Source organism: Mycobacterium sp. BMJ-28 (assembly GCF_054404835.1).
This window is the reverse complement of sequence record NZ_CM136783.1, coordinates 477,770-501,492: the sequence shown is the minus strand read 5'-3', so window position 1 is coordinate 501,492 and position 23,723 is coordinate 477,770. Positions and strand designations below refer to the sequence as shown.

The window sequence follows — 23,723 nt, the reverse complement described above, 5'->3', positions numbered from 1 at the left end:
ATCAGACCATCGTGTCCGCGGGCGGCAGACCGAACTCGTTGTTACCGAATATCAGGTAGGCGCGCTCGGGTTCGTTGGCGGCGTGCACCCGGCCGGCATGGGCGTCACGCCAGAACCGTTGCAGCGGAGCACTGGTCACCAGGGCGGTGGCACCGGCCGACTCGAACAACAGATCGATCGAGGCGATGGACCGGGCCGTGGCACGCACCTGGTCGCGGCGGGCGCGGGTGCGCAGTTCGAACGGAATCTCCTTGCCCGCCTGCAGAAGTGCGTACTCGTCACCGACATTGCCGATCAGCTGGCGCCACGCGGCGTCGATATCGCTGGCGGCCTCGGCGATGCGGACCTTGGCGAACGGATCGTCCTTGGATTTCTCGCCGGCGAACGCCGCGCGCACCCGCTTGCCCTGGTGTTCGACGTGGGCGGCGTACGCACCGTAGGCCATGCCCACGATCGGAGCCGAGATGGTGGTCGGATGCATGGTGCCCCACGGCATCTTGTACACCGGCGCGGTGTTGTTCTGATATCCGCCGGCGGTGCCGTCGTTCATCGCCTTGTAGGACAGGAACCGGTGCGTGGGCACGAACACGTCCTTGACGACGACGGTGTTGCTGCCGGTGCCCTTCAAGCCGACGACATGCCACACGTCGTCGATCTCGTACTCGGTGCGCGGGATCAGGAAGCTGCCGAAGTCGACGGGGCGGCCGTCCTTGATGACCGGGCCGCCCAGGAATGCCCAGGTGGCGTGTTCGGAACCGGACGACCACTGCCAGGCGCCGCTGACCAGGTAACCACCGTCGACGACGGTGCCCGCACCCATCGGCGCGTACGAAGACGACACCCGGACCGTCGGATCGTCGCCCCACACCTCGTCCTGGGCCTTCTGGTCGAACAGCGCCAGATGCCAGTTGTGCACACCGATGATCGAGCTGATCCAGCCGGTGGAACCGCATGCGCTGGCCAGTCGCCGGACCGCCTCGTAGAAGTAGGTCGGGTCGGCCTGCAGGCCACCCCACTGCTCGGGCTGCAGCAGTTTGAAGAAGCCGATCTCGTCGAGCTCGTTGACGGTCTCGTACGGCACCTGACGCTGGTCCTCGGCGGTCTGCGCGCGTTCCCGCAGCTTCGGCAGCAGATCATCGATGCCGGCGAGGACCGCCTGCACGTCACGCTGTTCAATGGACGTCACTGAATTGCCTCCCGGATCGAGATCAAGCACTGGACAAAGATTAGAACACGTTACGATTTGTGTCGAGCAGGGCATTCATTCCGCGGCTGGACCTGCGCATGTACGTTTTTGTAACATGTTCTAGTTATTGGCGAGGAGAGGGGCCACCGTGCCTGATGAGCCGTTCGACGGCGCGACCGATGAGCCGCTCGGCAGCCACGTGCTGGAACTGCAGGTGGCGCGGGTCATCGAGGAGAGCGCGGATGCGCGCTCGCTGGTCTTCGAGATACCCGAGGGCAGCACCATCCCGGCCGACCGATTGCGGTATGCGCCGGGGCAGTTCCTGACCCTGCGCGTCCCCAGCGACCGCACCGGGTCGGTGGCCCGCTGCTACTCGCTGTCCAGCTCCCCGTTCACCGGTGACCAGCTGACCGTCACCGTCAAACGCACCGCGCAGGGCTATGCGTCGAACTGGTTGTGCGATAACGCCCACGCCGGCATGCGGATGCATGTGCTGGCCCCGTCGGGCACCTTTGTCCCCAAGACCCTGGACACCGATTTCCTGCTGCTGGCGGCAGGCAGCGGTATCACCCCGATGCTGGCGATCTGCAAGTCCGCCCTGTCCGAAGGCAGCGGCCGGGTGGTGCTGGTGTACGCCAACCGGGACGAGAACTCGGTGATCTTCGGTGCCGCGCTGCGCGAATTGTCGGAGAAGTATCCCGACCGACTGACGGTGATCCACTGGCTGGAAACCGTGCAGGGCCTGCCCAGCGCTGTCACGCTGGCCGGGCTGGTGAGCCCGTATGCCGGCCATGATGCCTACATCTGCGGGCCGGGCCCGTTCATGGCCGCCGCCGAAGAAGCGCTCAAAGCGGCCGGGGCGCAGCGGATCCACATCGAGGTGTTCAAGTCGCTGGACTCCGACCCGTTCGCCGCCGTCGTGATCGAGGAAGATGACAGCGATACGGGTCCGGCCACCGCGGTGGTGACCCTGGACGGCACCACCCACGAAGTGACCTGGCCGCGCCGGGCAAAGCTGCTCGACGTGCTGCTGGACAAGGGGCTGGACGCGCCGTTCTCCTGCCGGGAAGGCCATTGCGGGGCCTGCGCGGTGCTCAAGAAGTCCGGGGACGTCGAGATGGAGATCAACGATGTGCTGGAACCGTCCGATCTGGAGGAGGGGCTGATCCTGGCGTGCCAGGCGTTGCCCGCCTCGGATTCGGTGGAAGTCACCTACGACGAATAGCGCCCGGGCTAACATTCGCCGACGAGAGGGAGAGCCGTGAAGAAGTTTCTCGGAGTGTTCGCGGCCGCATGTTCGGTCGCCGCGCTCAACAGCCCGATGGCCGCCGCCGGGGTGAACACCGCGACGACGTCGATACCCACACCGAACGGCACCGTCGAGATGCACGTCACGGCCAACTGCACCGGCGGGGACGGTCGGTGCTTCTTCAACACCCAGGCCAACCTGCTCACCCCGGACGGGCCGATCGGTCTGCCCGGCGACACGTGGGCCCGGCAGACCATCACGATTCGCAGCACCGACCGCGACGTCTATCAGAACGCCTGGTACAGCGCCCCGGCCGGGATGCCGCGCGAACTCAAAGGCGCCAACCACGACAACGTGCTGTCCAAGGGCTACAAGTCGATCACCGACTACCAGGTGTCGGTCACCTATTTCGGTGGCGGTCCGATGGAACGGTTCGCGGTGGACGGCGATTCGGTGCAGACCGACTGGCGGTCCGGCCAACCCAACCTGAAAGCCGGCTTCATCGCGTGTTCGGATATTCAGGTGGTGTTCGGCGGGGTGAACGTCACCACCCCCAGCGCCTGCGCGCAGACCACCTTCAACTGACCCGCTGCGGGGTCAGGTGCCTGGCCACCAGCAGGTGCCAGCGCCGCTGCCGGTAGCGGTAGATCCCGCGCGCGATGCACGCCACCACGGGGGTCAGCGCACCTGCGTCGATGTCGACGGAATCGCTGTAGCGGCAGGACTTTTCGGTCACCGGCTGCACTCGCAGCGTGTGATCCCACCGGCTGATCACGCCGCCGTGTTCATGGGTGGTGATGGTGCGGCTGCCATGGTCCACGCCCACCACCTCCAAGGTGTGCCGATAGGCGGGGAACACATGGAAGGCGAACAACCATCCGGTTCCGCGTTCGCCCTGGCGCAGCGGCGCGCTACGACCGGCCAGCGCCGGCAGACCGAACAGGCCCCGGCACACGTAGAGGAAGGTCACCGGATATTGCATGGCCTGCCACACCGAATCGGCATCGGTGGGCAGAATGGTCTCGACGTGTACGCGTTGCATGGTTACCATTCTCCGAATATCTTGCAGCGCAAGACTACTCGCTTTCGCCGGGGAGGTGACGGTGGCACCGAACGACCGTTTCCGGGCGCGTAAGCAGCCCCGACAGGCCCGCGGTGACCCCGGGTTGCACCGGGTGTTGTTCGAGGAGGCACCCCGCTCCCCGGCCCTGCTGGCCCGGCTGCGCGAGGCCGAGGCGCGCGCGGTGGCCGGCGCCGCCGAGCTGCTACGTGCCCATCCCGAAGTGACCGTTGCCGATCCGGTGCTCGCCGCCCGGATGACCGTCGCGACGATCGAGTCCCTCGTGCACCGGTTGATCACCCAGCCGGTCGACGCGCAGCATCTGGAGGACGAGATCGTCGCGATGCTGGCCGGCTATCTGCGGTCTACCGCGGCAGACCCAGCAGCCGCTCCCCCGCCAGCGTGAGCAGGATCTGTTCGGTGCCACCGGCGATGGACAGGCAACGGGTGTTCAGGAAGTACCGCACATCGGCGGTCTCGACGATGCCCGCCCCGTCCAGGGAATCCATGATGGTCTCCGACAGGCCCTGCCGGTACCGCACTCCGATCAGCTTGCGCACACTCGACGGCGCGCCGGGATCGCCTCCGCCGACCGCCAGCCGGGCGATCAGCTGATCCAGTAGCGCGCCCACCTGCGCGCCGATGATCAACTCGCCCAACCGATCCGCTTCGGCGCCGTCGAGTTCGCGGTCGCCGACCACCTCCAGCAGGTGCTCCATGCCCTTGTCCAGCGCACCGCCGGTGGCGATCGCGACCCGCTCATTGGCCAGCGTGGTGCGCGCCAGCGGCCATCCGCCGTCGACCGCACCGACCACCTGCTCGTCGGGCACGAACAGGTCGTCGAAGAACACCTCGTTGAACAGCGCCTCCCCGGTGATCTCCCGGAGCGGGCGGATATCGATACCCGGAGCGCTCATCTCGACCAGAAAGTAGGTGATGCCCTTGTGCTTGGGCACATCCGGGTTCGTCCTGGCCAGGCAGATGCCCCAGTTCGAACGGTGCGCGTTGGACGTCCACACCTTCTGCCCGGTGAGTTTCCAGCCGGACCTACCGTCGACCTCGGCGCGAACGGCTTTCGTCCGCAGCGCGGCCAGATCTGAACCGGCACCCGGCTCGGAGAACAGCTGGCACCAGTAGATATCGCCGGTCAGCGTGCCCGGGATGAACTTCTCGATCTGTTCGGGCGTGCCGTGCGCCAGGATCGTCGGCGCCGCCCACCATCCGATGGAGATGTCGGGCCGCGCCACCCGCGCCGCGGCGAGTTCCTGATCGATGACCAGTTGCTCTGCGGGGGTGGCGTTGCGGCCGTACGGCTTCGGCCAGTGCGGGGCGAGCAGACCGGACTCGGCCAGCGCGCGTTGCCGGTCACTTTCCGGCAATGCCGCGATATCGGCTGCGGCGGAAGCGATCTCGGCACGGAAAGATCGGGCCTGGGCCGAATCTTCCTCGATGTCCACATGCAGCTGGCGTCGCACCCCGGCCCTGGTCAGCTCGGCAGTGCGGCGCAGCCAGCGGGACCGGCCGCCCAGGAACTGGGACAGCGAATAGGCACGGCGCAGGTAGAGGTGCGCGTCGTGCTCCCAAGTGATGCCGATACCGCCGAGCACCTGGATGCAGTCGCGGCCGTTCTCCTTGGCCGCGTCGATCCCGACCGCAGCGGCCACGGCGGCCGCGATGGACAGCTGGTCGGCGTCCGGGTCGGCCGCCGCGGACGCGGCGTCACCAGCCGTGACCGCAGCCTGCTGACTGCGCAGCAGCATTTCGGCGCACATGTGCTTGACGGCCTGGAAGCTGCCGATCGGCTTACCGAACTGCTCACGCACCTTGGCGTATTCGGTCGCGGTGTCCAGCAGCCAGCGGGCCAGGCCGGCGGCCTCGGCGGCCAGCACGGAGGCCACCAGATCGCGCACCCGCCGCGCCGGCACGGCCAGCTGCTGAGCGGGTGTTGACGTCAGCGTGACCCGCGCCAGCGGGCGGGAGAAATCGGTGGCCTGCAGCGGTTCGATGCCGACCCCGTCCGCGGCCGCGTCGACCAGGATCCAGCCGTCACCGGCAGGCAGCACGAGAACCCCCGCGGCATCGGCACCGAGAACCCATTTCGCCGAACCGGATGCGGTCCCGGCCGAGAAGGTGATGCCGGATTCCAGCGCCAGGCCCGCGCTGCGCTCCCCCGCGGCCAGCCCCGCCAGCACGGCCGGGTCGTCGACCACCAGGGTGGCCAGCGCCGTCGTCGCCACCGGTCCCGGCACCAGGGCCGCGGCCGCCTCTTCGATCATGCCGAGCAGATCCTCGATGGTGCTGCCCGCACCACCGTGCTCCTCGGGGACGGCCACACCGAACGCCCCTAGTTGGGCGAAGCCGTCGTACGGGGCCCGCCAGGCATCGGGGTCACCGAGTTCCACGTTGCGCACCGCGGCGATCGAGTTCGAGCTGGCGGCCCAGCTCCGGACCAGTTCACGGGCGGCAAACTGTTCGGACGCGGCGGTCCTCGACGACAGCACGGACACCGGCAACTCCTCGCATTGGTTGAGAAGGCCACGCTTCTCACTAGAACGTGTTCTAATAGTGCCAGCGTTCGAACGTCAAGTCGACCGCCATCACAGCAGGACACGCCGCTTGTGCCGGGTGCTCGGAGGTGGGAAATTAGCTGTCGACCTGCGTATCTTTTTGGTCAGGATCGCACTACTAAGGAGCAGCCCACCCAATGTCGTCACCAGCACAGCCCGGATCGGGTTCTGACTCACCCCGTCAGGTGACGACGGTGGCCGTCCTCGCCGAATCCGAACTGGGGTCAGAAGCGCAGCGCGAACGCCGCAAGCGCATCCTCGACGCGACCCTGGCGATCGCCTCCAAGGGCGGTTACGAGGCCGTGCAGATGCGCGCCGTGGCCGAGCGCGCCGACGTCGCCGTGGGCACCCTGTACCGCTATTTCCCGTCCAAGGTGCACCTGCTGGTCTCCGCACTGGGCCGCGAGTTCGAGCGCATCGACGCCAAGACCGACCGGGCCACGCTCACCGGCGGCACGCCATACCAGCGGCTGAACATGATGGTGGGCCGGCTCAACCGGTCGATGCAGCGAAACCCCTTGCTCACCGAGGCCATGACGCGGGCGTTCGTGTTCGCCGACGCGTCCGCCGCGGGTGAGGTCGATCACGTCGGCAAGCTGATGGACTCCATGTTCGCGCGCGCCATGAGCGACGGCGAACCGACCGAGGACCAGTACCACATCGCCCGGGTCATCTCGGATGTGTGGTTGTCGAACCTGCTGGCGTGGCTCACCCGGCGGGCCTCGGCCACCGACGTCAGCAAACGTCTGGATCTGGCTGTGCGGCTGCTCATCGGCGACGGGGAACAACCTAAGGTGTGACCCGTGAGTGATCTGCAGCGTGCGCTGGCCGCGATAGCCAGCACGCCCCGACTCCTCGTCACCTCCGATTTCGACGGCACCATGGCGCCGATCGTGAACAATCCCGCCGACGCCCGCCCGCTGCCCGCCGCGGCGGAAGCGTTGGTCGCACTCTCCGAATTGCCGGACACCACCGCGGCGCTGATCTCCGGTCGCGCCCTTGCGGTGCTGCGCGAGTTGTCCGGGATGCCCGACACGGTGACCCTGGTCGGCAGTCACGGCGCGGAGTTCGACACCGGTTTCGTCCGCGAGATCGACACCGCGCTGCTCGCCACGATGGTGGCCACGCTGCGTGACATCGCCGGCACGCGCCCAGGCGTGACCGTCGAGACCAAACCAGCCAGTGTGGCGCTGCATGTGCGCAATGCCAGTGCTGAGGACGGCGAGGCGGCGCTGGCGGCGGCCCGGGCGGCCGCACAGTCCTGGCCCGCGCATGTCACCGCGGGTAAGGCGGTGCTGGAGTTCGCGGTGATCGTCACCGACAAGGGCGAGGCGGTCGACACCCTGCGCGCCCGCCACCACGCCACCGCGACGGTATTCCTCGGCGACGATGTCACCGACGAGTTCGCCTTCAAACGGTTGGGCGACACCGATATCGGCGTGAAGGTGGGGCCGGGCGACACCCTGGCCCGTTTCCGCGTGCCGGCACCGGAGGATGTCGCCGAGATACTGCGCACCCTGGTCCGGGCCCGCTCCTGATCAGGCCGGCGGTCCCGCGGTGCGGCCCCGGATCAGTTCGGTGGCCAGGATGTCGATGACCGGCAGCCCCGACCGCGGCGGATTGTGCAGCAATCGGCCGGCCCGGCGGCCCTTTTCCAGGCTGGGCTGAACCACCGTCGTCAGCCCGCGCCGCAGCGCTTCGGGCACCCCGTCGAACCCGGTCACCGTCATCTGCCCGGGCACGTAGATGCCCCTGGCACGAAGCGAATCCATCGCCGACAGCGCCAGCACGTCGGCGGTACAGACCAGCGCCGTGATGCGCGGATTGCGCGCCAGCGCGACGTCGGCGGCCAGCCCGCCCGAGGTGGGCAGGTGGTCATAACTCTCGACCACCGTCACCGACGCCGGGTCCAGCCCGGCCGCGGACATCGCGTCGAACAGGCCGTGCGCACGTTCACGCTGCACATGGAAATGTGGTGAGTTCAGCCGTTGCTGGTCTGCGACGGCGGGCACCGGATCCCGGTGCGGCCAGTCTCGGCCCAACCGCATGGTCAGCAGCCCGATCTCGCGGTGTCCAAGGCCCACAACATGTTCGGCGAGTTGCCGCATGGCCGCTCGGTCGTCGATACAGACCCGGGAACTGCCCGGCACATCCTTGGGTTGATCGACGACGACGACGGGAAGATGGCGCTGCAACACCACCGGAAGGTACGGGTCGTCATCAGAGGCCGAGTAGATGACGAAACCGTCGACGCCGGCCGACAACACCGCGGCCGTTCCGTCGACAACGCTGCGGTTGGGGCCCGCCGCGACCAGCAACAGTCCCTGCCCGGCCTCCTCGCATGATTCGGCAAGCCCGGCAACGAAATCCAGGGCCGCCGGATCACTGAACGAGAAGTCCAGCGGTTCGGTGAGCATCAATCCGACCGCACCCGCCCTACGGGTACGCAGCGACCGCGCCACCGGATCCGGTCCCGGGTAACCCATCTCCTTGGCCGCGGCCAGCACCCGCTCGCGCAGTTCGGTGGAAAGCTGGTCGGGACGGTTGTACGCATTGGAGATGGTGGTCCGCGAAACCTTGAGCTCGGCGGCCAATGAGGCCAGTGTCGCCCGTCGCCTCGGCGCCGGACTTCTGGACATGCTCTCCGAGGTTAGTGGACGTGCAGCCCGGAAGGGCCATGTGGCGGCGCGATTCGCCGATCCGTTCCGGTTCGCTGCGCGACCGCCCACACCACCAGCCAGATTCCGCTGACGATCGTGACGATGACGAAACTCGGCGGAACGTTGAACATCGCGGACAGCGCCAGTCCCGTCCACACCGAAACCACCGCCAGCAGTGTCGAGACCAGCATGGCCAGCCCGGGCCGCGCCACCAGCATGATCGCCGTGGCGGCCGGCGTGACCACCAGGGCGAACAACAGCAGGGTGCCCACCGCCTGGACCGCCATCGTCACCGCCAGCCCGAGCAGCGCCATGAACACCACCGACAGCACCCGCACCGGGACGCCCTTGGCCTCGGCGACGTCGGGATTTATGGACGCGAACAGCAATGGCCGGTAGACGAACCCGACCACCGCGGCGAGCACCAGCACCGCAACCCCGAAGGACACCAGTTGCTCATGGGTCACCGCGAGCAGATTCCCGAACAGCACGTTGGTGACGGTGCTGCTGCTCTTGGTGGCCTGCGAGCTGAAGAACAGGCCGAGCCCGGTGGCGGCCGCCAGCACCGTCCCGGTCGCCACTTCCCGCTCGTCGGCGCGTTTACCCAGCGCACCGATGACAAGGGCACCACCGATGCAGAATGCGGCCAGGCCGACGGTGACGGGCAGCCCGAGCAGCACCGCGCCCGTTGCGCCGGGAAAACCGATGTGCGCCAACGCGTGCGCCGCAAAGGCACTGTTGCGGACCACGATGAAGTAGCCGATCAGCCCGGCGGCCAGCGCCACCAGGGTGCCGCCGAGCAGCGCATTGCGCATGAAGGCCGACATCAGGATCTGCCACCAGTTGTCCTGGTAACCGATGGCCAGCACGGTGGTGTGCATCAGATGCTCCGTACGTACATGTCGCCCTGCGGGGTGTGCACCACCTGGACCGAGGTGCCGTAGAGATGGCTCAGCAGGTCCTCGTCGACCACTTCGTCGGTGGTGTCGAAATGGGCGTGGCCGTCCAGCAGATAGATCGCCCCGTCCAGCACCGCCAGCAATGGGTTCAGATCGTGGGCCACCACCAGGATCGTCACCGCGAGCTCGTCGCGGATCTTGGCCAGCAGCCGCACGATATCGCGCTGGTTGCGGACATCCAGGGCGGTCAGCGGCTCATCGAGGATGAGCAACTGGGGCCGGGCCACCAGGGCCTCGGCGATGGCGATGCGTTGACGCTGCCCGCCCGACAGCTGGGACAGCCTGCGATGCGCGAAATCCGTTGCGTCCACGGCCGCCAGCACCTGGGTGACGCGCTCCCGTTCGGCGGCGCTGGCCCGCCCGAATCCCCACCGGTTGCCGGTGAGTCCGAGCAGGACCGCGTCGCAGGCCCGGATGGCATTGCCCGCGGCCACCGCGTAGTTCTGCGGCACGTAGCCGATCAGCCCGGTGGCCGCGCCCGGTGGCCGGCCCAGCACCCGGATGGTGCCCGAGCCCACCGGGATGGTGCCGAGAACGGCATGCAGCAGGGTGGTCTTGCCCGAGCCGCTCGAGCCGATGACGGCCACGATCCCGCCGGCTGGCACATCGAACGTGCCTTCCGACCAAATCAGCTGGCCGCCGCGAACGACGCTGACGTCTTCGAAGGACAGGGCGGGGGGCTCAGGCTGGGACACCGAGCGCCTTGGCAAGGGCAGTGAGCTGGTCCACCTGCCAAGCCTCGAACGATTTGGCGCCCGGCGCCACCGTTTCGGTCACGTTCACCACCGGAACGCCGGCATTCTGCGCGGCGGTGCGGATCTGTTCGGGCACCGACCCCTCCGTCTGGGTGTTGTAGATGAGCACGTCGACACCCTTTGCATTCAACAGCTTCAGAAAGGCATCCAGGTCGGCCGGGGACGGATCGGTCTCGTTACTGGTGGCGGCGGCAAAGCCGGCGGGTGTCTTGTTCTGCAGGCCCACGGCCGCGGCCATGTCGTCGAAGACGGATTCGGTGGCGCCGTAGGTCTTGCCCGTCGCTGCCGCCTTGATCTTGGCGATCAGCTGGTCATAGGGCTGCAGCGAGGTGGTGAATGCGCTGCGCCGGCCTGTGAAGTAGTCCTTGGCCTGCGGAGCCAGCTCATCGAGCTTGGCGGTGACCGCGTCGGCGACGGCGGTCACCGCGGCGGGGCTGTACCAGGCGTGCGGATTGACGCCGTCGCCGTGATCGTGGTCATCGTGGCCGCCGTGCGGTTCATCGTGTTCGATGCCGCTGATCTCGAGCGCGTTCACCACCGGAGCATTGGGCGCCGAACTCGCGGCCAACTTGCTGGCCCATTCGTCGTAGTGGCCGCCGTTGACGACGACGAGCTGCGCACCGGTGAAGGTGGCAGCGTCCGAGGGCGACGGTTCGAAGTCGTGTGGGTCGACCGAGGATCCGGCCAGGATCGTGGTCACCTTCGCGCAGGCTCCGCCGAGGCTGTTGGCGATCTGGCCCCACTGGTCGACGCTCACCACGACGTTGACCGGGGTGGTGGGACAGTCACCGGCCGGCGTCGTCGGCGTCGACGCGGTGTCCCCGCCGGAGCAGGCGGCCAGCGCGAGTGGGGTGGTGAGCGCGAGGCAGGCGGCCAGGGCGCGGAGGGGGAACGACACGATCATGGCGATAACGATAACCGTTTGCATTAACGCGCGCACCACCGGATCATCCTTATTGGAAATCATTCTCAATAAGGAGACTTCATGCCGTCCACTGCTCCCCTGCCGGTGACCGTGCTGTCCGGCTTCCTCGGCGCCGGGAAGACCACCCTGCTCAACCACATCCTGGCCAACCGGGACGGCCGCCGGGTCGCGGTGATCGTCAACGACATGAGCGAGGTGAACATCGACGCCGCGCTCATCGCCGACCAGGGCCACCTGGACAGGACCGAGGAGAAACTCGTCGAACTCACCAACGGCTGCATCTGCTGCACGCTGCGGGAAGACCTGATCGATGCGGTGGCCGTGCTGGCCCGCCAGGGCCGGTTCGACCAGCTGGTCATCGAATCGACCGGCATCTCCGAACCCATGCCGGTGGCCGCAACGTTCGACTGGGAGTTCGAGGACGGTTTCAGCCTGGGCCGACTCGCCCGGCTGGACACCATGGTGACCGTCGTCGACGCGTCCACCTTCCTGACCGAACTGATCCGCGGCCAGGCGCTGACCGACCGGGACATGGCCCTGCCCGACGTCGACGGCGAGCGCGACGCCCGCAATATCGCCGATCTGCTGACCGACCAGGTGGAGTTCGCCGACGTCATCCTGCTCAACAAGACCGACCTGGTGAGTGCGCAGCAGCTGGGCGCGGTCGAAGCCGTGGTGCGCCGGCTCAATCCCACCGCGCGGCTGCTGCACACCGATCACGGTGTGGTCGCACTCGCCGAGGTGCTCGGCACCGGCCGCTACGACCCGGACGCGGCCGCCAAGATGCCCGGCTGGGACGAGGAGCTCGCCAACGGGCACACGCCGGAGACCGACGAGTACGGCATCGGGTCGATGACGTTTCGCGCCGACCGTCCGTTCCACCCCGACCGGTTGTCGACGTCGCTTAAGCAGATGCGAGGGCTGTTGCGCAGCAAGGGTTTCTGCTGGATCGCCAGCCGACCGTCGATCGCGGCCATCTGGTCCCAGGCCGGTCCCAATCTGGTGATCGAACCGGCTCAGTACTGGTCGTCCACCGATATCGCCCCCGGACAGGAGATCGTCTTCATCGGGGTGCGCATCGACCGCGACTGGATCGGCACGCTGCTGGAGTCGGCACTGCTCACCGATGACGAACTGGCCGGCGGCCAAGCGGCGTGGGCAACCTTTCCCGACCCGCTACCGGCCTGGGGTGTCACCCACACCCATTAGGTCACTCCCCGGTGGCCACCGGCAGCGTGCCATCGGCACTCCACTGCGACCACGAACCCGGGAACAGCGCCGCATCGATACCCGCGGCGGCCAGCGCCGCGACGAGCACCGCGGCCGTCACCCCGGAGCCGCAGTATGCCCCGACCGGCCCCGCGGGTGCGGGCAGCCGCTCGAGCGCGAAGGTGCCGTCGGCGTTCAGCAGCTCCGTGCTCGGCAGATTGCGCGCTCCCGGGATGTGCCCGGCGACCGGATCGACCGGCTCGACCTCACCGCGGAACCGTTCCGGCGCGCGTGCGTCGAGCAGCACCGGCGCGTGCGCGGCCTGTTCGGCCGTGAGGGTCGGCAGGGCACCGGCGTACAGGTCGTCATGCGCCACCGTCACATCACCCGGTTCGGCGACCGACGGCCCGTCGGCCAGCGCTCCGGGCCAGCCGGCCAGCCCACCGTCCAGGATGCGGACACCACCGATTCCGGCTGCGGTCAACACCCACCACGCCCGCGCCGAACCCGCCCGGTTCCAGTCGTCGTAGACGACCACCGGCACGCCGGCACGCACGCCCCAGCGGCGTGCCGCGGCCTGCACGGCCGCGCCGGAGGGCAGCGGATGCCGTCCCCGGCCCTCGACCGAGTGGTCGGACAATTCATCCTCCAGCGACACGTACACCGCGCCGGGTAGATGACCGCGCTCGAAGGCCGCCCGGCCGTCGGGCTCGGCCAGTTGCCAGCGCACGTCCAGAATCACCACAGGGGAACCGGATTCAAGCCATTCGGTTAGTTCTGCCGCGGATATCAGAACCGGCGCACGCGTGCTCACCCGACCAGCCTAGGCTGCGGTGGTGACCGATCACGCGTTCAGCGACACCGAACGTCAGGCCGTGTACCGGGCCATCGCGCAGCGCCGCGACATGCGCCGGTTCGTGCCGGGCAAGGAGGTGACCGCCGAGGTATTGGGGCGGCTGCTGGCCGCGGCGCACGCCGCACCGAGCGTCGGACTGATGCAGCCCTGGCGGTTCATCAGGATCACCGATCCTGCCTTGCGCGTGCAGATCCACGATCTGGTGGACGACGAGCGGGCGGAGACGGCGGCGGCATTGGGCACCCGCGGTGCGGAGTTCCTCGAACTGAAGGTCGAGGGCATCCTGGAATGCGCCGAGCTGTTCGTGGTGGCCCTCGGTGACGGCCGCCAGGCCCACGTGTTCGGCCGCCGCACCATGCCGCACATGGATCTGGCCTCGGTGTCCTGCGCCATCCAGAACCTCTGGCTCGCCGCACGCGCCGAAGGCCTCGGCATGGGCTGGGTATCGCTCTTCGATCCCGCACGGCTGGCCGGACTACTGGACATGCCCGCCGACGCCGAACCGGTGGCGATCCTCTGCCTGGGGCCCGTTCCGGACTTCCCGGAACGGCCGTCCCTGGAGATCGACAACTGGGCGTTCGGCCGGCCACTGCCCGAATTCGTCTCGGAAAACCGTTGGCCGCCGGCGGAATTACCCGCATGACGGTGACGGTGGACCTCAACGCCGATCTCGGCGAGGGTTTCGGGGTGTGGCGCCTGGGCGATGACGACGCCATGCTCGACATCGTCACCAGCGCGAATGTGGCGTGTGGTTTCCACGCCGGCGACCCGGCCGGACTGGTGCGGACCTGCCGGGCCGCCGCCGATCGTGGGGTCCGGATCGGCGCGCAGGTCAGCTACCGCGACCTCGCCGGTTTCGGGCGCCGGTTCATCGATGCCGAACCCGAGGATCTGCGGGCCGATGTGATCTACCAGATCGGCGCGCTTCAGGCCATCGCACGCAGCGCCGGATCGTCGGTGTCCTACGTCAAACCCCATGGCGCGCTGTACAACGCGATCGTCACGAACCGGGATCAGGCCGCGGCCGTGGCCGCGGCGGTGCACGCCGTCGACCCGGCATTGCCGGTTCTCGGCCTGACCGGCTCGGCATTCTTCACCGCGGCGTCCGAACTCGGGCTGCGCACGGTTGCCGAGGCGTTCGCCGACCGGGCGTACCGCGCCGACGGCCAGTTGGTGTCGCGCCGCCTGCCCAACGCGGTGCTGCACGATCCGGCTCGGATCGCCGACCGGGTGGCCTCGATGGTGCAACGCGGTCAGGTCACCGCGGTCGACGGGTCCACCATTCCGATCACCGTGGAATCGGTGTGCGTACACGGTGATTCGCCGGACGCGGTGGCGATCGCGCAGGCGGTCCGCGATCGTCTGCGCGCCGACGGCGCCGAACTGGCGACTTTCACCGGTTAGGGCAGCAGCGCCATCTCCCGGGCGTTCTTGATCGCGATCGCGACCTGACGCTGCTGTTGCGGGGTCAGTCCGGTGACCCGCCGGGACCGGATCTTGCCGCGTTCGGAGATGAAGGTGCGCAGCATCGCCACATCCTTGTAGTCCACATGGGTGACACCGAGCGCCTTGAGCCGGTTCACCTTGGGCCGTTTGAGTTCCGGCGCGGGAGCGCGCTTGCCCGTCGCCCTCCGGTCGGCCATCACCAACTCGCCTTACGGACACCGGGCAGTTCGCCACGATGCGCCAGCTCGCGCACTCGGACCCGGGACAGCCCGAACTTGCGCAGGTGCCCGCGCGGCCGGCCATCGACGGAATCGCGGTTGCGCACCCGCACCGGACTGGCGTCGCGCGGCAGCCGCTGCAGCGCGGCCTGTGCGGCGGAACGCTCCTGCGCGGTGCTGGTCGGCCGCGCGATCACGTCCTTGAGTTCGGCACGCCGTTGCGCGTAACGCGCCACCGTTGCCCGGCGGTGCTCGTTGCGCACGATCTTGGCGGTCTTGGCCATCAGCGTTCCTCCTTGAATTCGACGTGGCGGCGCACCACGGGGTCGTACTTGCGCAGCACCAGCCGGTCCGGATCATTACGCCGGTTCTTGCGGGTGATGTAGGTGTAGCCGGTACCCGCGGTGGACCGCAGCTTGACAATCGGCCGGATCTCGTTGCGGGCCATCAGATTTTCTGCCCGTCCCGGCGCAGCCGCGCGACCACGGACTCGATCCCGTCCCGGTCGATGACCTTGATCCCCTTGGCGCTGACCCGCAGCCGGATCCGGCGTCCCTCGGATGGCAGGTAGTAGGTCTTGACGGCGATATTGGGATTCCATCGCCGTCGGGTCTTGCGCTGCGAATGAGACACCCGGTTTCCGAAACCCGGTGCGCGGCCGGTGACTTGGCAGTGCGCCGACACCTGAACCTCCTCGTGTTAATGAAAATGATTTTCGACAACTCGACGTCGGCACGGTAACGTACCGAGCAGGTTAATGGCAATCATTTTCATTAATGGTCAACGGGAGGTGCGATGCGAACCCCAGTGGTGCTGGTGTCGGGGCAAGGTACGGCGGACGATGTGACCGGCACACTCATCCATTCACCCGGCACGATCAGCGTCAGCTATGCGATCGAAGGGCACATCGCCATCCGGCAGATAGCCGAGATGCGGTCCGAGCGACGGATCATCTCGGTGTGGCCGATCGAGGTGTCCGGTTGCCTGAACTGCGCCATCCGCGCCGACTTGCTCCCACTGCTGCGCCGGCTGCACCGCCGCGAAGAGGTGACGCGGATCGTGGTGCGGTTGCCGCAATGGGCCGACCCGGAGTCGCTGTGCACCGCCATCGACCAGACGCCGCTGCACATCGGTCCCGGTTATATCGACGGACCCGCCGGACGCGACGTGGTGGTCGCTGCCGTCGTCACGGGAATCGATTCCAGCAGCTGGCTGGGCCAGGCACTCGGCGATGCGGACCTCGACGACTCGCGCACGGTGGCGCAGGTGGTGGTGGGCCAGGCCGAATTCGCCGATGTGCTGGTGCTCACCCAGCCGGATGCGAACACCCTCGCGGTGCTGCGCCGGCTGGCGCCGAGGGCCCGGATCACCGTCGGGACCGACAATGTGGAACTCGCGCTGGCCAACCTCGACCCGCTGGCCCGGCGCGGCAGATCCGACGATGCACACGACCCGCTGCTGGCCGGGCAGCCCCCGTTGCAACCCGACGGTCCCGTGCACCTGCTGGAGTTCAACGCCCGCAAGCCTTTTCATCCGCTTCGGCTGCACCACGCCATCGATGAGCTGCTCGACGGCGTGGTGCGTATCCGCGGCCGGGCCTGGATCGCCAGTCAGCCCGACGCGGTGGTGTGGATCGAATCGGCCGGCGGCGGTCTGGGAGTCGGCCATTGCGGCACCTGGCTGGTGGAGATGGAACCCGGCGAACGGGCCTACGTCGACCCGGAGCGGATCGCGCTGGCCGGGTCGATCTGGGACGACCGGTTCGGGGACCGGCACATCGCGATGACCGCGCTGGTGTGCGGCGCCGATCCGGAAGCCGTCACCGGCGCGCTGACCCGGGCCCTGCTGACCGACGACGAACTGGCCCGGCCACAGGACTGGGCGCACTACCCGGACCCGTTCGGGGACTGGCATGCCGAGGCCGAAACAACCAAGGAGCGCACGAATGAAGGCTGACATCCATCCCGCCTACCACCCCGTGGTCTTCGCCGACGCCAACACCGGGGCCATGTTCCTGACCCGGTCGACCGCGACCAGCGAACGCACAGTGGACTTTCAGGGCCACACCTATCCGTTGATCGTCGTGGACGTCACCTCCGATTCGCACCCGTTCTGGACGGGATCGAGCCGTCGCATCGACACTGCGGGCCGGGTTGAGAAGTTCCACCGCCGGTACGGGGCACGCCCCGCCCCTTAGGGTGAGGGGATGCGCCTGAAACCCGGACGCCCGGACCTCGGGGACTATGCGCGGTTCTTCGATCTGCCCGCCGCGGGCCCGGCCCCGCTGACGGTCACCTGGGCCGGTGTCACCACGCTGCTCCTCGACGACGGCGCATCGGCGATCATGACCGACGGCTTCTTCAGCCGGCCGTCGCTGCTACGCGTGGGCGCGGGCCGGATCGCGCCGTCTGCACCTCGCATCGACGGCTGCCTGGCACGTCTGCGCGTACGCCGACTCGACGCGGTGCTGCCGGTGCACACGCACTTCGACCACGCGATGGACTCCGCGGCGGTGGCCGAACGCACCGGCGCGACACTGGTGGGTGGCGACTCGGTGGCTCATCTCGGGCCCGGATTGCCCGCCGACCGGATCGTCATCGCCACCGCGGGCGAGCCGATGTCGTTGGGGGCCTTCGACGTCACGCTCATCGTCGGCGACCACTGTCCGCCCGACCGGTATCCCGGCCCGATCACCGCGCCGGTGCGCCCGCCGGTGCGGGCTTCGGCCTACCGGTGCGGCGAGGCCTGGTCCACGGTGGTTCACCACCGTCCCTCGGACCGGCGGCTGCTGATCGTCGGCAGCGCCGGATTCGTTCCCGGCGCGCTGGCCGGGCAGCGCGCCGAGGTCGCGTACCTCGGCGTCGGGCAGCTGGGTCTGCAATCCGAGCGCTACCTCGTCGACTACTGGACCGAAACCGTGCGCACCGTCGGGGCCCGCCGGGTGGTGCTGGTGCACTGGGACGACTTCTTCCGCCCGCTCGACGTCCCGCTGCGCGCATTGCCCTATGCGGGCGACGATCTCGACGTGTCGATGCGGGTGCTGGCCGGACTGGCCGCCCAGGACGGGGTGGGCTTGCACCTGCCCACGCTGTGGCAGCCCACCGACCCCTGGGAACTGGCGGGACGCTGAGCGCATTGAACCACTCGCTGCTCCTGGCGGGCGCGCTGCTCGCGCTTGTCCTGGTTTTCACCATGGTGCGCCCGCATCGCTGGCCCGAAGTGGCCGTGGCCGCTCCGGCCGCGGGCCTGTTGCTGCTCACCGGTGTGGTGACCACTGACTCGGCGGCCACCGAGATCCGGGAGTTGGCGCCGGTGACCGGCTTTCTGGGTGCGGTGCTCGTGTTGGGCAAGCTCTGCGATGACGAGGGCCTGTTCCGCGCCGCCGGGACGACGATGGCGCGGCTGAGCCGCGGGGATCCACGCCGCTTGCTGGGCGGGGTGTTCGTGCTCGCGGCGGCGACCACCGCCGTGCTCAGCCTGGACGCCACGGTGGTGCTGCTGACCCCGGTGGTGCTGGCCACCGCGCGGACGCTGTCGGTGTCGCCGAGACCGCACGCCTACGCCACCGCGCACCTGTCCAACAGCGCCTCGCTGTTGCTTCCGGTGTCCAACCTGACCAACCTGCTGGCCTTCGGCGCCGCCGGCATCTCATTCGGGATGTTCGCCGCCGTCATGGTGCTGCCGTGGCTGGTGGTGATCGCCGTCGAATACCTGTTGCTGCGCTTGTTCTTCGCCCGCGAGCTCGCCCAGCCCGCACCGCCGGGCGAACCGCCGCCGCCCGCCGAGGTGCCGGTGTTCGTGCTCGTGGTGCTCGGGCTCACCCTGGTCGGATTCGCCGTCACGTCCGCGGTCGACATCGCGCCGGCGTGGGCCGCCCTGGCCGGTGCGGTGGTACTGGGCGTGCGCAGCGTGCTGCGCGGGCACAGCACGGTGGGCGCCATCGCGAAGTCCCTCGACGCTCCGTTCCTGGTGTTCGTGCTCTGCCTTGGCATCGTGGTCGACGCGGTGATGCGGCACGGCCTCGGCGATTTCATGAAAGCCCATGTCCCGCTGGGCACGTCGCTGGGTGCGCTACTGACGATCGCCGCCGTGGCCGCGGTGCTGTCCAACGTGGTCAACAATCTGCCCGCGGTGCTGGTACTGCTTCCGGTGGTCGCCACCGCCGGTCCGGTGGCCGTGCTGGCGGTGCTGATCGGCGTCAACGTGGGGCCCAATGCCACCTACCCGGGATCGCTGGCGAATCTGTTGTGGCGCAACATTCTTCGCCGCGAAGGGCTGCCGGCGGGGTTCGTCGAATTCAGTCTTGTCGGTTTGCTGACGGTGCCACTGTCCCTGGTGGCAGCGGTGCTGGCACTGTGGGCCGCGACGTCGGCGCTGGGTCTCTAACCCCGGCGCTGCCTGGCGATCTCGGCGAGCACCACACCGGCGGCCACCGAGGCGTTCAGCGACTCGGTCGGACCGGCCATCGGGATCGAGACGATGGCATCGCAGTTCTCCCGGACCAGCCGTGACAGGCCCTTACCCTCGGACCCGACCACCACGACCGTCGGCCCGGAGGCGTCCCATTCGTCGAGTTCGGTGTCACCGCGGGCATCCAGGCCGACGATCTGCAGACCGGCATCGGCCCAACTTTTCAGCGTGCGGTTGAGATTGGTGGCCCTGGCCACCGGCAGCCGGGCCGCGGCGCCGGCACTGGTCCGCCAGGCCACCGCGCTCACCGAGGCCGAACGGCGTTGCGGTATCACGACGCCGTGCCCACCGAACGCCGCCACCGAGCGCACGATGGCACCCAGGTTGCGGGGGTCGGAGATGTTGTCCAGCGCCACCAGGAGCGCGGGCAGGCTGTCCCGCTGCGCCGCCTTGAGCAGGTCATCGGGGTGGGTGTAGGCGTACGGCGGGACCTGCAGAGCGAGCCCCTGATGCAGGCCGTTGCTGGCGATGCGATCCAGGTCGTGCTTCTGCACCTCCAGAATCGAGATCCCGGAATCCGCCGCGCGCTGGACCGATTCGGTGATCCGCTCGTCGGCGTCCACCCCGAGCATCACCCACAGCGCGGTCGCGGGCACCCCGGCCCGCAGGCATTCCACCACCGGGTTGCGGCCGAGGACGACCTCCACCTCGTCGGTCTTGCGCTGCTGGCGGCCCTGGTTCTGCCGGGCCACCTTGGCGGCCTTCTTCGCTGCGGGGTGATGTGGCCGCGCGTGTGCGGGCGGGGTGGCCTTCTTCCCTTCCAGACCGCGCCTGCGTACACCGCCGGAGCCGACGGTGGGGCCCTTTTTGGTGCCCTCCTTGCGCACTGCACCTCGGCGCTGCGAATTGCCCGCCATCTATTTCACATCCCCTTCGAGCAATGACCACTGCGGTCCATCGGCGGTGTCGGTGACTTCCACACCGGCCTCCTTGAGGCGGTCCCGGATCGCGTCCGCAGCGGCCCAGTCCTTATTCTCCCTGGCCTCGGCCCGGCCGGCCAGCGCCCAGTGCACCAGCACGTCGACGGCGGCCAGTGCGGCCGATGTCTCATCGCGGGATTCCCAGCGCTCGTCGAGCGGGTCGCATCCCAGGATGCCCATCATCGCGCGCACGGATTGTGCTGCGGCCATGGCGGTTTCGTGGTCGCCCGCGTCCAGTGCCCGGTTACCCTCGGCCCGGGTGGCATGCACCTCGGCCAGCGCGATCGGCACCGAGAGATCGTCGTCGAGGGCGGCCGCGAACTTGTCGGTCCACGTGCCCGGCACCACCGCGCCGACCCGGCCGCGCACCCGGTGCAGGAACTCCTCCACCCCGGTGTAGGCCTTCGCGGCGTCGTTCAGCGCGTTCTCGGAGAACTCCAGCATCGACCGGTAGTGCGCGCTGCCCAGGTAGTAGCGTAATTCCGCAGCCCGAACTCGTTGCAGCACAGCCGGAATCGCCAGAACGTTGCCCAGCGATTTGCTCATCTTCTCGCCACCCATGGTGACCCAGCCGTTGTGCAGCCAGTACTGGGCGAAACCGTCGCCGGCCGCCTTGGCCTGGGCGATCTCGTTCTCGTGATGCGGGAACACCAGGTCCATGCCGCCGGCGTGGATGTCGAATTGCGGCCCCAGGTAGGACTCGCACATCGCCACACATTCGGTGTGCCAGCCCGGCCGGCCGCGGCCCCACGGTGTGGGCCAGGACGGCTCCCCCGGCTTGGCGGCCTTCCACAACGTGAAATCACGCTGATCGCGCTTGCCGGTGGCCGCACCCTCACCCTGATGGACATCGTCGATCCGGTGCCCGGACAGCGCGCCGTACTCGGTGTAGCTCAACACGTCGAAGTACACGTCGCCGCGCGCCGGGTAAGCGTGCCCGCGCTCGATGAGACGCTCGATCAGGTCCACCATCTGGGTGATGTGGCCGGTCGCCCTGGGCTCGGCAGACGGCGGCAACACCCCGAGCGCGTCGTACGCTGCACTGAAGGCCCGCTCGAAGGTCGCAGCCCATTCCCACCAGGGCCGGCCGGCGTCGGCGGCCTTGTTCAGGATCTTGTCGTCGATATCGGTGACGTTGCGGATGAACGCGACGTCGAAACCCTTGGCCGTCAGCCAGCGCCGCAGCACGTCGAAAGCGACACCGCTGCGCACGTGGCCGATGTGGGGCAGACCTTGAACGGTGGCGCCGCACAGGTAGATGGAGGCGTGGCCGGGCCGGAGCGGCACGAAATCACGAATGCCCCCCGCAAGGGTGTCGTATAGCCGCAGTCCGGTCACGACGTGCCAGCTTACCGGCCTATATCGGCAGAATCCCCATCGGCGACGACAAGGGCCGTCGCAATTGCCGCCAGACCTTCGCCGCGACCGGTCAGGCCGAGACCGTCGGTGGTGGTGGCGGACACCGATACCGGCGCGCCGAGCAGCTCGGAGAGCACCCGTTGCGCCTCGGCGCGGCGCGGCCCGATCTTGGGCCGGTTGCCGACCACCTGCACGACGGCGTTGCCCACCCGAAAACCGTTGGCGCGCAACAAATCGTGCACATGACGCAACATGTCGGCTCCGGTGACACCGCGCCACTGCGGCTGATCGGTGCCGAACACGCTGCCCAGGTCGCCGAGTCCGGCGGCACTGAGCAGCGCGTCGCAGAGCGCATGGGCAGCGACATCCCCGTCGGAATGCCCGGCGCAGCCGTCAGCGCCGTCGAACAGAAGGCACAGCAGCCAGCACGGCCTGCCGACCTGGATGGGATGAACGTCGGTCCCCAGACCGACGCGCGGCAACTCCACGTCTAGTAGTTGATCGACATCAACGACTAGGAAGCTGCGGCCAGCACCTCGTCGAGAATGATGTCGGCCTTCTCCTGATCGGTGTTCTCGGCCAATGCGAGCTCACCCACCAGAATCTGGCGTGCCTTGGCCAGCATCCGCTTCTCGCCGGCGGACAGCCCGCGTTCCTGGTCCCGGCGCCACAGGTCGCGAACGACCTCGGCCACCTTGTTCACGTCACCGGAAGCCAGCTTCTCCAGATTTGCCTTGTAACGGCGCGACCAGTTGGTCGGCTCCTCGGTATGCGGAGCGCGCAGCACCTGGAACACCTTGTCCAGGCCTTCCTGACCCACGACGTCACGCACGCCCACGTATTCGGCATTGTCTGCTGGGACTCGAACGGTGAGATCCCCCTGGGCGACCTTCAAGACGAGGTACTCTCGCTGTTCGCCTTTGATGGTGCGGGTTTCGATCGCATCGATCAATGCAGCACCGTGGTGTGGATAGACGACGGTGTCTCCGACCTTGAAAATCATCAGATTAGAGCCCCTTTCACTTCTCAATCTTAGCACGGGGCCTCGGCACGCGGGGATCAACTATGCAGGTCAGGGGCATAGCAGGTGAAGACTAGGGGTTGACACGGTGGCCATTACGTGCAACAGCGCAACGTTTCACCGGCCTCCCACGGAGACCCGATCGGCACTTCCCGGCCCTCCGCTACCGCCGCCAAAGCCGACCTACTACTGTGCATAGTTGAGTTGCACAGCTCAATCAAGCAAAGGCCGAGCAGGAGGCTCCCGTGGCTGCAAAAGCTTTCAAGGCATCCGTCATCGGGCTCGCCGCCTGCGCGGCCGTGGCCAGCGTCGCGCTGACGGGCTGCAGCGCCGGCCAGTCTTCCCAGACCGCGACCCAGGAAGCGGCGGTCAACGGTTCGGCCGGCACCGCTGGCTCCATCGCGCTGCGCAACGTCCATCTGCGCGCGCCGCAGACCGGTGACTACGTGCAGCCCGGCAGCGTCATCGAACTGCTGCTGGTCGCCGCGAACAACTCCCCGGATACCAACGACAAGCTGGTGTCGATCACCTCGGATGTCGGCGAGGTCAGCCTGACCGGTGACGGCACCGTTCCGGCCGGTGGCGTGCTGGTGGTCGGTGAGCCCGACGGGCAGCTCAAACCGCTCGACGCGGCCGAGCGTGCCGACGCCGTCAAGGCCGAGGTCGGTCTGACCAAGCCCATCACCAACGGGCTCACCTATCACTTCACCTTCAACTTCGAGAAGTCCGGCCAGACCACGGTCGCCGTGCCCATCTCGGCCGGTGAGACGCCGCGCCGCGACGGAGAGCCCAACGCGGGCACCGAGAAGGCCGCCGAGGGCGCCGAATCCGACACGGGCGGACACCACTGACGATCTGACGGA

Annotated in this window: 29 protein-coding genes; 13 read left to right on the top strand and 16 right to left on the bottom strand. The window is 68.3% G+C overall.

Annotation, left to right across the window (positions count from 1 at the left end; translation table 11 throughout):
- Position 1 precedes the first annotated feature (1 nt).
- Positions 2–1,186 (bottom strand): 3-hydroxy-9,10-secoandrosta-1,3,5(10)-triene-9,17-dione monooxygenase oxygenase subunit, encoded by a 1,185-nt coding sequence (gene hsaA / locus ACXPWS_RS02505; RefSeq protein ID WP_458710924.1) that lies wholly within the window; start codon positions 1,184–1,186, stop codon positions 2–4.
- Between the two features lie 148 nt (positions 1,187–1,334).
- Here hsaA and ACXPWS_RS02500 point away from each other — a divergent pair, with 148 nt between their 5' ends.
- Positions 1,335–2,411: a 2Fe-2S iron-sulfur cluster-binding protein gene (locus tag ACXPWS_RS02500; RefSeq protein WP_458710923.1), complete on the top strand. Its 1,077-nt coding sequence runs from the start codon at positions 1,335–1,337 to the stop codon at positions 2,409–2,411.
- A 36-nt stretch (positions 2,412–2,447) separates the two neighbouring features.
- Complete coding sequence (locus ACXPWS_RS02495; RefSeq protein WP_458710922.1) at positions 2,448–3,020, top strand: hypothetical protein; 573 nt, start codon at positions 2,448–2,450, stop codon at positions 3,018–3,020.
- Here the strand turns inward: ACXPWS_RS02495 and ACXPWS_RS02490 are convergent.
- On the bottom strand, positions 3,013–3,477 hold the full coding sequence (locus ACXPWS_RS02490) for a hypothetical protein (protein WP_458710921.1): 465 nt from the start codon (positions 3,475–3,477) through the stop codon (positions 3,013–3,015). The two genes, ACXPWS_RS02495 and ACXPWS_RS02490, sit on opposite strands and share 8 nt — an antisense overlap.
- A gap of 61 nt (positions 3,478–3,538) precedes the next feature.
- On the opposite strand from ACXPWS_RS02490, the gene ACXPWS_RS02485 reads away from it, so the two are divergent.
- Entirely contained in the window at positions 3,539–3,901 is a 363-nt protein-coding gene (locus ACXPWS_RS02485; protein WP_458710920.1) for a hypothetical protein, read from the top strand.
- Here ACXPWS_RS02485 and ACXPWS_RS02480 read toward each other — a convergent pair.
- A complete protein-coding gene (locus tag ACXPWS_RS02480) occupies positions 3,861–6,002 on the bottom strand; it encodes an acyl-CoA dehydrogenase family protein (protein ID WP_458710919.1) in 2,142 nt (713 codons plus the stop codon). The two genes, ACXPWS_RS02485 and ACXPWS_RS02480, sit on opposite strands and share 41 nt — an antisense overlap.
- Before the next feature lie 254 nt (positions 6,003–6,256).
- On the opposite strand from ACXPWS_RS02480, the gene kstR reads away from it, so the two are divergent.
- Both kstR and otsB read left to right on the top strand, forming a co-directional pair.
- On the top strand, positions 6,257–6,862 hold the full coding sequence (gene kstR, locus ACXPWS_RS02475) for a cholesterol catabolism transcriptional regulator KstR (RefSeq protein WP_458713384.1): 606 nt from the start codon (positions 6,257–6,259) through the stop codon (positions 6,860–6,862).
- 3 nt (positions 6,863–6,865) lie between these two features.
- Positions 6,866–7,600 carry a trehalose-phosphatase gene (gene otsB / locus ACXPWS_RS02470; protein WP_458710918.1) on the top strand — a complete coding sequence of 245 codons (735 nt, stop codon included), beginning with the start codon at positions 6,866–6,868 and terminating at the stop codon, positions 7,598–7,600.
- Here otsB and ACXPWS_RS02465 read toward each other — a convergent pair whose 3' ends face one another.
- From ACXPWS_RS02465 to ACXPWS_RS02450, 4 genes are read right to left on the bottom strand one after another with little or no spacing between them, the layout of a single operon-like run.
- Positions 7,601–8,701, bottom strand: coding sequence for a LacI family DNA-binding transcriptional regulator (locus tag ACXPWS_RS02465; RefSeq protein WP_458710917.1), 1,101 nt, complete (start codon positions 8,699–8,701; stop codon positions 7,601–7,603). It abuts the gene before it with no gap.
- A gap of 11 nt (positions 8,702–8,712) precedes the next feature.
- Complete coding sequence (locus ACXPWS_RS02460) at positions 8,713–9,603, bottom strand: metal ABC transporter permease (protein WP_458710916.1); 891 nt, start codon at positions 9,601–9,603, stop codon at positions 8,713–8,715.
- Complete coding sequence (locus tag ACXPWS_RS02455; protein WP_458710915.1) at positions 9,603–10,376, bottom strand: metal ABC transporter ATP-binding protein; 774 nt, start codon at positions 10,374–10,376, stop codon at positions 9,603–9,605. Before ACXPWS_RS02455 ends, ACXPWS_RS02460 begins: the two co-directional genes overlap by 1 nt.
- Positions 10,363–11,364, bottom strand: a complete 1,002-nt coding sequence (locus tag ACXPWS_RS02450) for a metal ABC transporter solute-binding protein, Zn/Mn family (protein WP_458710914.1) — start codon at positions 11,362–11,364, stop codon at positions 10,363–10,365. Before ACXPWS_RS02450 ends, ACXPWS_RS02455 begins: the two co-directional genes overlap by 14 nt.
- Before the next feature lie 57 nt (positions 11,365–11,421).
- On the opposite strand from ACXPWS_RS02450, the gene ACXPWS_RS02445 reads away from it, so the two are divergent.
- A complete protein-coding gene (locus ACXPWS_RS02445) occupies positions 11,422–12,570 on the top strand; it encodes a GTP-binding protein (RefSeq protein WP_458710913.1) in 1,149 nt (382 codons plus the stop codon).
- A gap of 1 nt (position 12,571) precedes the next feature.
- Here the strand turns inward: ACXPWS_RS02445 and ACXPWS_RS02440 are convergent, their stop codons facing one another.
- Entirely contained in the window at positions 12,572–13,384 is an 813-nt protein-coding gene (locus ACXPWS_RS02440) for a sulfurtransferase (protein WP_458710912.1), read from the bottom strand.
- Between the two features lie 91 nt (positions 13,385–13,475).
- Here ACXPWS_RS02440 and bluB point away from each other — a divergent pair, with 91 nt between their 5' ends.
- Together bluB and ACXPWS_RS02430 are read left to right on the top strand one after the other, a co-directional pair.
- Positions 13,476–14,069 (top strand): 5,6-dimethylbenzimidazole synthase, encoded by a 594-nt coding sequence (gene bluB / locus ACXPWS_RS02435; RefSeq protein WP_458713383.1) that lies wholly within the window; start codon positions 13,476–13,478, stop codon positions 14,067–14,069.
- The gene (locus ACXPWS_RS02430; protein WP_458710911.1) at positions 14,066–14,830 is read left to right on the top strand and encodes a LamB/YcsF family protein; all 765 of its coding nucleotides are present in this window, start codon (positions 14,066–14,068) and stop codon (positions 14,828–14,830) included. The genes bluB and ACXPWS_RS02430 overlap by 4 nt, the downstream gene beginning before the upstream one ends.
- On the opposite strand, the gene rpsR is transcribed toward ACXPWS_RS02430, so the two are convergent.
- Genes rpsR through rpmB form a run of 4 tightly spaced genes read right to left on the bottom strand, consistent with a single transcriptional unit; the run spans position 14,827 to position 15,774 of the window.
- Complete coding sequence (gene rpsR, locus ACXPWS_RS02425; protein WP_458710910.1) at positions 14,827–15,069, bottom strand: 30S ribosomal protein S18; 243 nt, start codon at positions 15,067–15,069, stop codon at positions 14,827–14,829. The two genes, ACXPWS_RS02430 and rpsR, sit on opposite strands and share 4 nt — an antisense overlap.
- Complete coding sequence (gene rpsN, locus ACXPWS_RS02420; protein WP_458710909.1) at positions 15,069–15,374, bottom strand: 30S ribosomal protein S14; 306 nt, start codon at positions 15,372–15,374, stop codon at positions 15,069–15,071. Before rpsN ends, rpsR begins: the two co-directional genes overlap by 1 nt.
- A complete protein-coding gene (rpmG, locus tag ACXPWS_RS02415) occupies positions 15,374–15,538 on the bottom strand; it encodes a 50S ribosomal protein L33 (protein ID WP_458710908.1) in 165 nt (54 codons plus the stop codon). Before rpmG ends, rpsN begins: the two co-directional genes overlap by 1 nt.
- Entirely contained in the window at positions 15,538–15,774 is a 237-nt protein-coding gene (gene rpmB, locus ACXPWS_RS02410; protein WP_458710907.1) for a 50S ribosomal protein L28, read from the bottom strand. Before rpmB ends, rpmG begins: the two co-directional genes overlap by 1 nt.
- Positions 15,775–15,885: 111 nt before the next feature.
- Between rpmB and mrf the strand changes: the two genes are divergently transcribed.
- From mrf to ACXPWS_RS02390, 4 genes are read left to right on the top strand one after another with little or no spacing between them, the layout of a single operon-like run.
- Entirely contained in the window at positions 15,886–17,046 is a 1,161-nt protein-coding gene (gene mrf, locus ACXPWS_RS02405) for a ribosome hibernation factor-recruiting GTPase MRF (protein WP_458710906.1), read from the top strand.
- A complete protein-coding gene (locus tag ACXPWS_RS02400; protein WP_458710905.1) occupies positions 17,036–17,287 on the top strand; it encodes a type B 50S ribosomal protein L31 in 252 nt (83 codons plus the stop codon). The genes mrf and ACXPWS_RS02400 overlap by 11 nt, the downstream gene beginning before the upstream one ends.
- A 9-nt stretch (positions 17,288–17,296) precedes the next feature.
- Positions 17,297–18,220 carry an MBL fold metallo-hydrolase gene (locus tag ACXPWS_RS02395; protein ID WP_458710904.1) on the top strand — a complete coding sequence of 308 codons (924 nt, stop codon included), beginning with the start codon at positions 17,297–17,299 and terminating at the stop codon, positions 18,218–18,220.
- Between the two features lie 17 nt (positions 18,221–18,237).
- Complete coding sequence (locus tag ACXPWS_RS02390) at positions 18,238–19,476, top strand: SLC13 family permease (protein ID WP_458713382.1); 1,239 nt, start codon at positions 18,238–18,240, stop codon at positions 19,474–19,476.
- Here the strand turns inward: ACXPWS_RS02390 and rlmB are convergent.
- Genes rlmB through carD form a run of 4 tightly spaced genes read right to left on the bottom strand, consistent with a single transcriptional unit; the run spans position 19,473 to position 22,842 of the window.
- Entirely contained in the window at positions 19,473–20,417 is a 945-nt protein-coding gene (gene rlmB, locus ACXPWS_RS02385) for a 23S rRNA (guanosine(2251)-2'-O)-methyltransferase RlmB (RefSeq protein WP_458710903.1), read from the bottom strand. The two genes, ACXPWS_RS02390 and rlmB, sit on opposite strands and share 4 nt — an antisense overlap.
- Entirely contained in the window at positions 20,418–21,818 is a 1,401-nt protein-coding gene (gene cysS / locus ACXPWS_RS02380) for a cysteine--tRNA ligase (RefSeq protein ID WP_458710902.1), read from the bottom strand. It abuts the gene before it with no gap.
- An 11-nt stretch (positions 21,819–21,829) separates the two neighbouring features.
- The gene (ispF, locus tag ACXPWS_RS02375) at positions 21,830–22,327 is read right to left on the bottom strand and encodes a 2-C-methyl-D-erythritol 2,4-cyclodiphosphate synthase (protein WP_458710901.1); all 498 of its coding nucleotides are present in this window, start codon (positions 22,325–22,327) and stop codon (positions 21,830–21,832) included.
- 26 nt (positions 22,328–22,353) lie between these two features.
- On the bottom strand, positions 22,354–22,842 hold the full coding sequence (carD, locus tag ACXPWS_RS02370; protein ID WP_458710900.1) for an RNA polymerase-binding transcription factor CarD: 489 nt from the start codon (positions 22,840–22,842) through the stop codon (positions 22,354–22,356).
- Between the two features lie 263 nt (positions 22,843–23,105).
- Here carD and ACXPWS_RS02365 point away from each other — a divergent pair, with 263 nt between their 5' ends.
- The gene (locus tag ACXPWS_RS02365; RefSeq protein WP_458710899.1) at positions 23,106–23,711 is read left to right on the top strand and encodes a hypothetical protein; all 606 of its coding nucleotides are present in this window, start codon (positions 23,106–23,108) and stop codon (positions 23,709–23,711) included.
- The last annotated feature ends 12 nt before the right edge of the window (positions 23,712–23,723 follow it).

Coding starts and splice junctions, on each gene's coding strand:
- ACXPWS_RS02490 (WP_458710921.1), bottom strand. CDS start 3,477: ATGCAACGCGTACACGTCGAGACCATTCTGCCCACCGATGCCGATTCG.
- ACXPWS_RS02465 (WP_458710917.1), bottom strand. CDS start 8,701: ATGTCCAGAAGTCCGGCGCCGAGGCGACGGGCGACACTGGCCTCATTG.
- ACXPWS_RS02460 (WP_458710916.1), bottom strand. CDS start 9,603: ATGCACACCACCGTGCTGGCCATCGGTTACCAGGACAACTGGTGGCAG.
- ACXPWS_RS02450 (WP_458710914.1), bottom strand. CDS start 11,364: ATGCAAACGGTTATCGTTATCGCCATGATCGTGTCGTTCCCCCTCCGC.
- ACXPWS_RS02445 (WP_458710913.1), top strand. CDS start 11,422: ATGCCGTCCACTGCTCCCCTGCCGGTGACCGTGCTGTCCGGCTTCCTC.
- bluB (WP_458713383.1), top strand. CDS start 13,476: ATGCGCCGGTTCGTGCCGGGCAAGGAGGTGACCGCCGAGGTATTGGGG.
- ACXPWS_RS02430 (WP_458710911.1), top strand. CDS start 14,066: ATGACGGTGACGGTGGACCTCAACGCCGATCTCGGCGAGGGTTTCGGG.
- rpsR (WP_458710910.1), bottom strand. CDS start 15,069: ATGGCCGACCGGAGGGCGACGGGCAAGCGCGCTCCCGCGCCGGAACTC.
- rpsN (WP_458710909.1), bottom strand. CDS start 15,374: ATGGCCAAGACCGCCAAGATCGTGCGCAACGAGCACCGCCGGGCAACG.
- rpmG (WP_458710908.1), bottom strand. CDS start 15,538: ATGGCCCGCAACGAGATCCGGCCGATTGTCAAGCTGCGGTCCACCGCG.
- mrf (WP_458710906.1), top strand. CDS start 15,886: ATGCGAACCCCAGTGGTGCTGGTGTCGGGGCAAGGTACGGCGGACGAT.
- ACXPWS_RS02400 (WP_458710905.1), top strand. CDS start 17,036: ATGAAGGCTGACATCCATCCCGCCTACCACCCCGTGGTCTTCGCCGAC.
- ACXPWS_RS02395 (WP_458710904.1), top strand. CDS start 17,297: ATGCGCCTGAAACCCGGACGCCCGGACCTCGGGGACTATGCGCGGTTC.
- rlmB (WP_458710903.1), bottom strand. CDS start 20,417: ATGGCGGGCAATTCGCAGCGCCGAGGTGCAGTGCGCAAGGAGGGCACC.
- carD (WP_458710900.1), bottom strand. CDS start 22,842: ATGATTTTCAAGGTCGGAGACACCGTCGTCTATCCACACCACGGTGCT.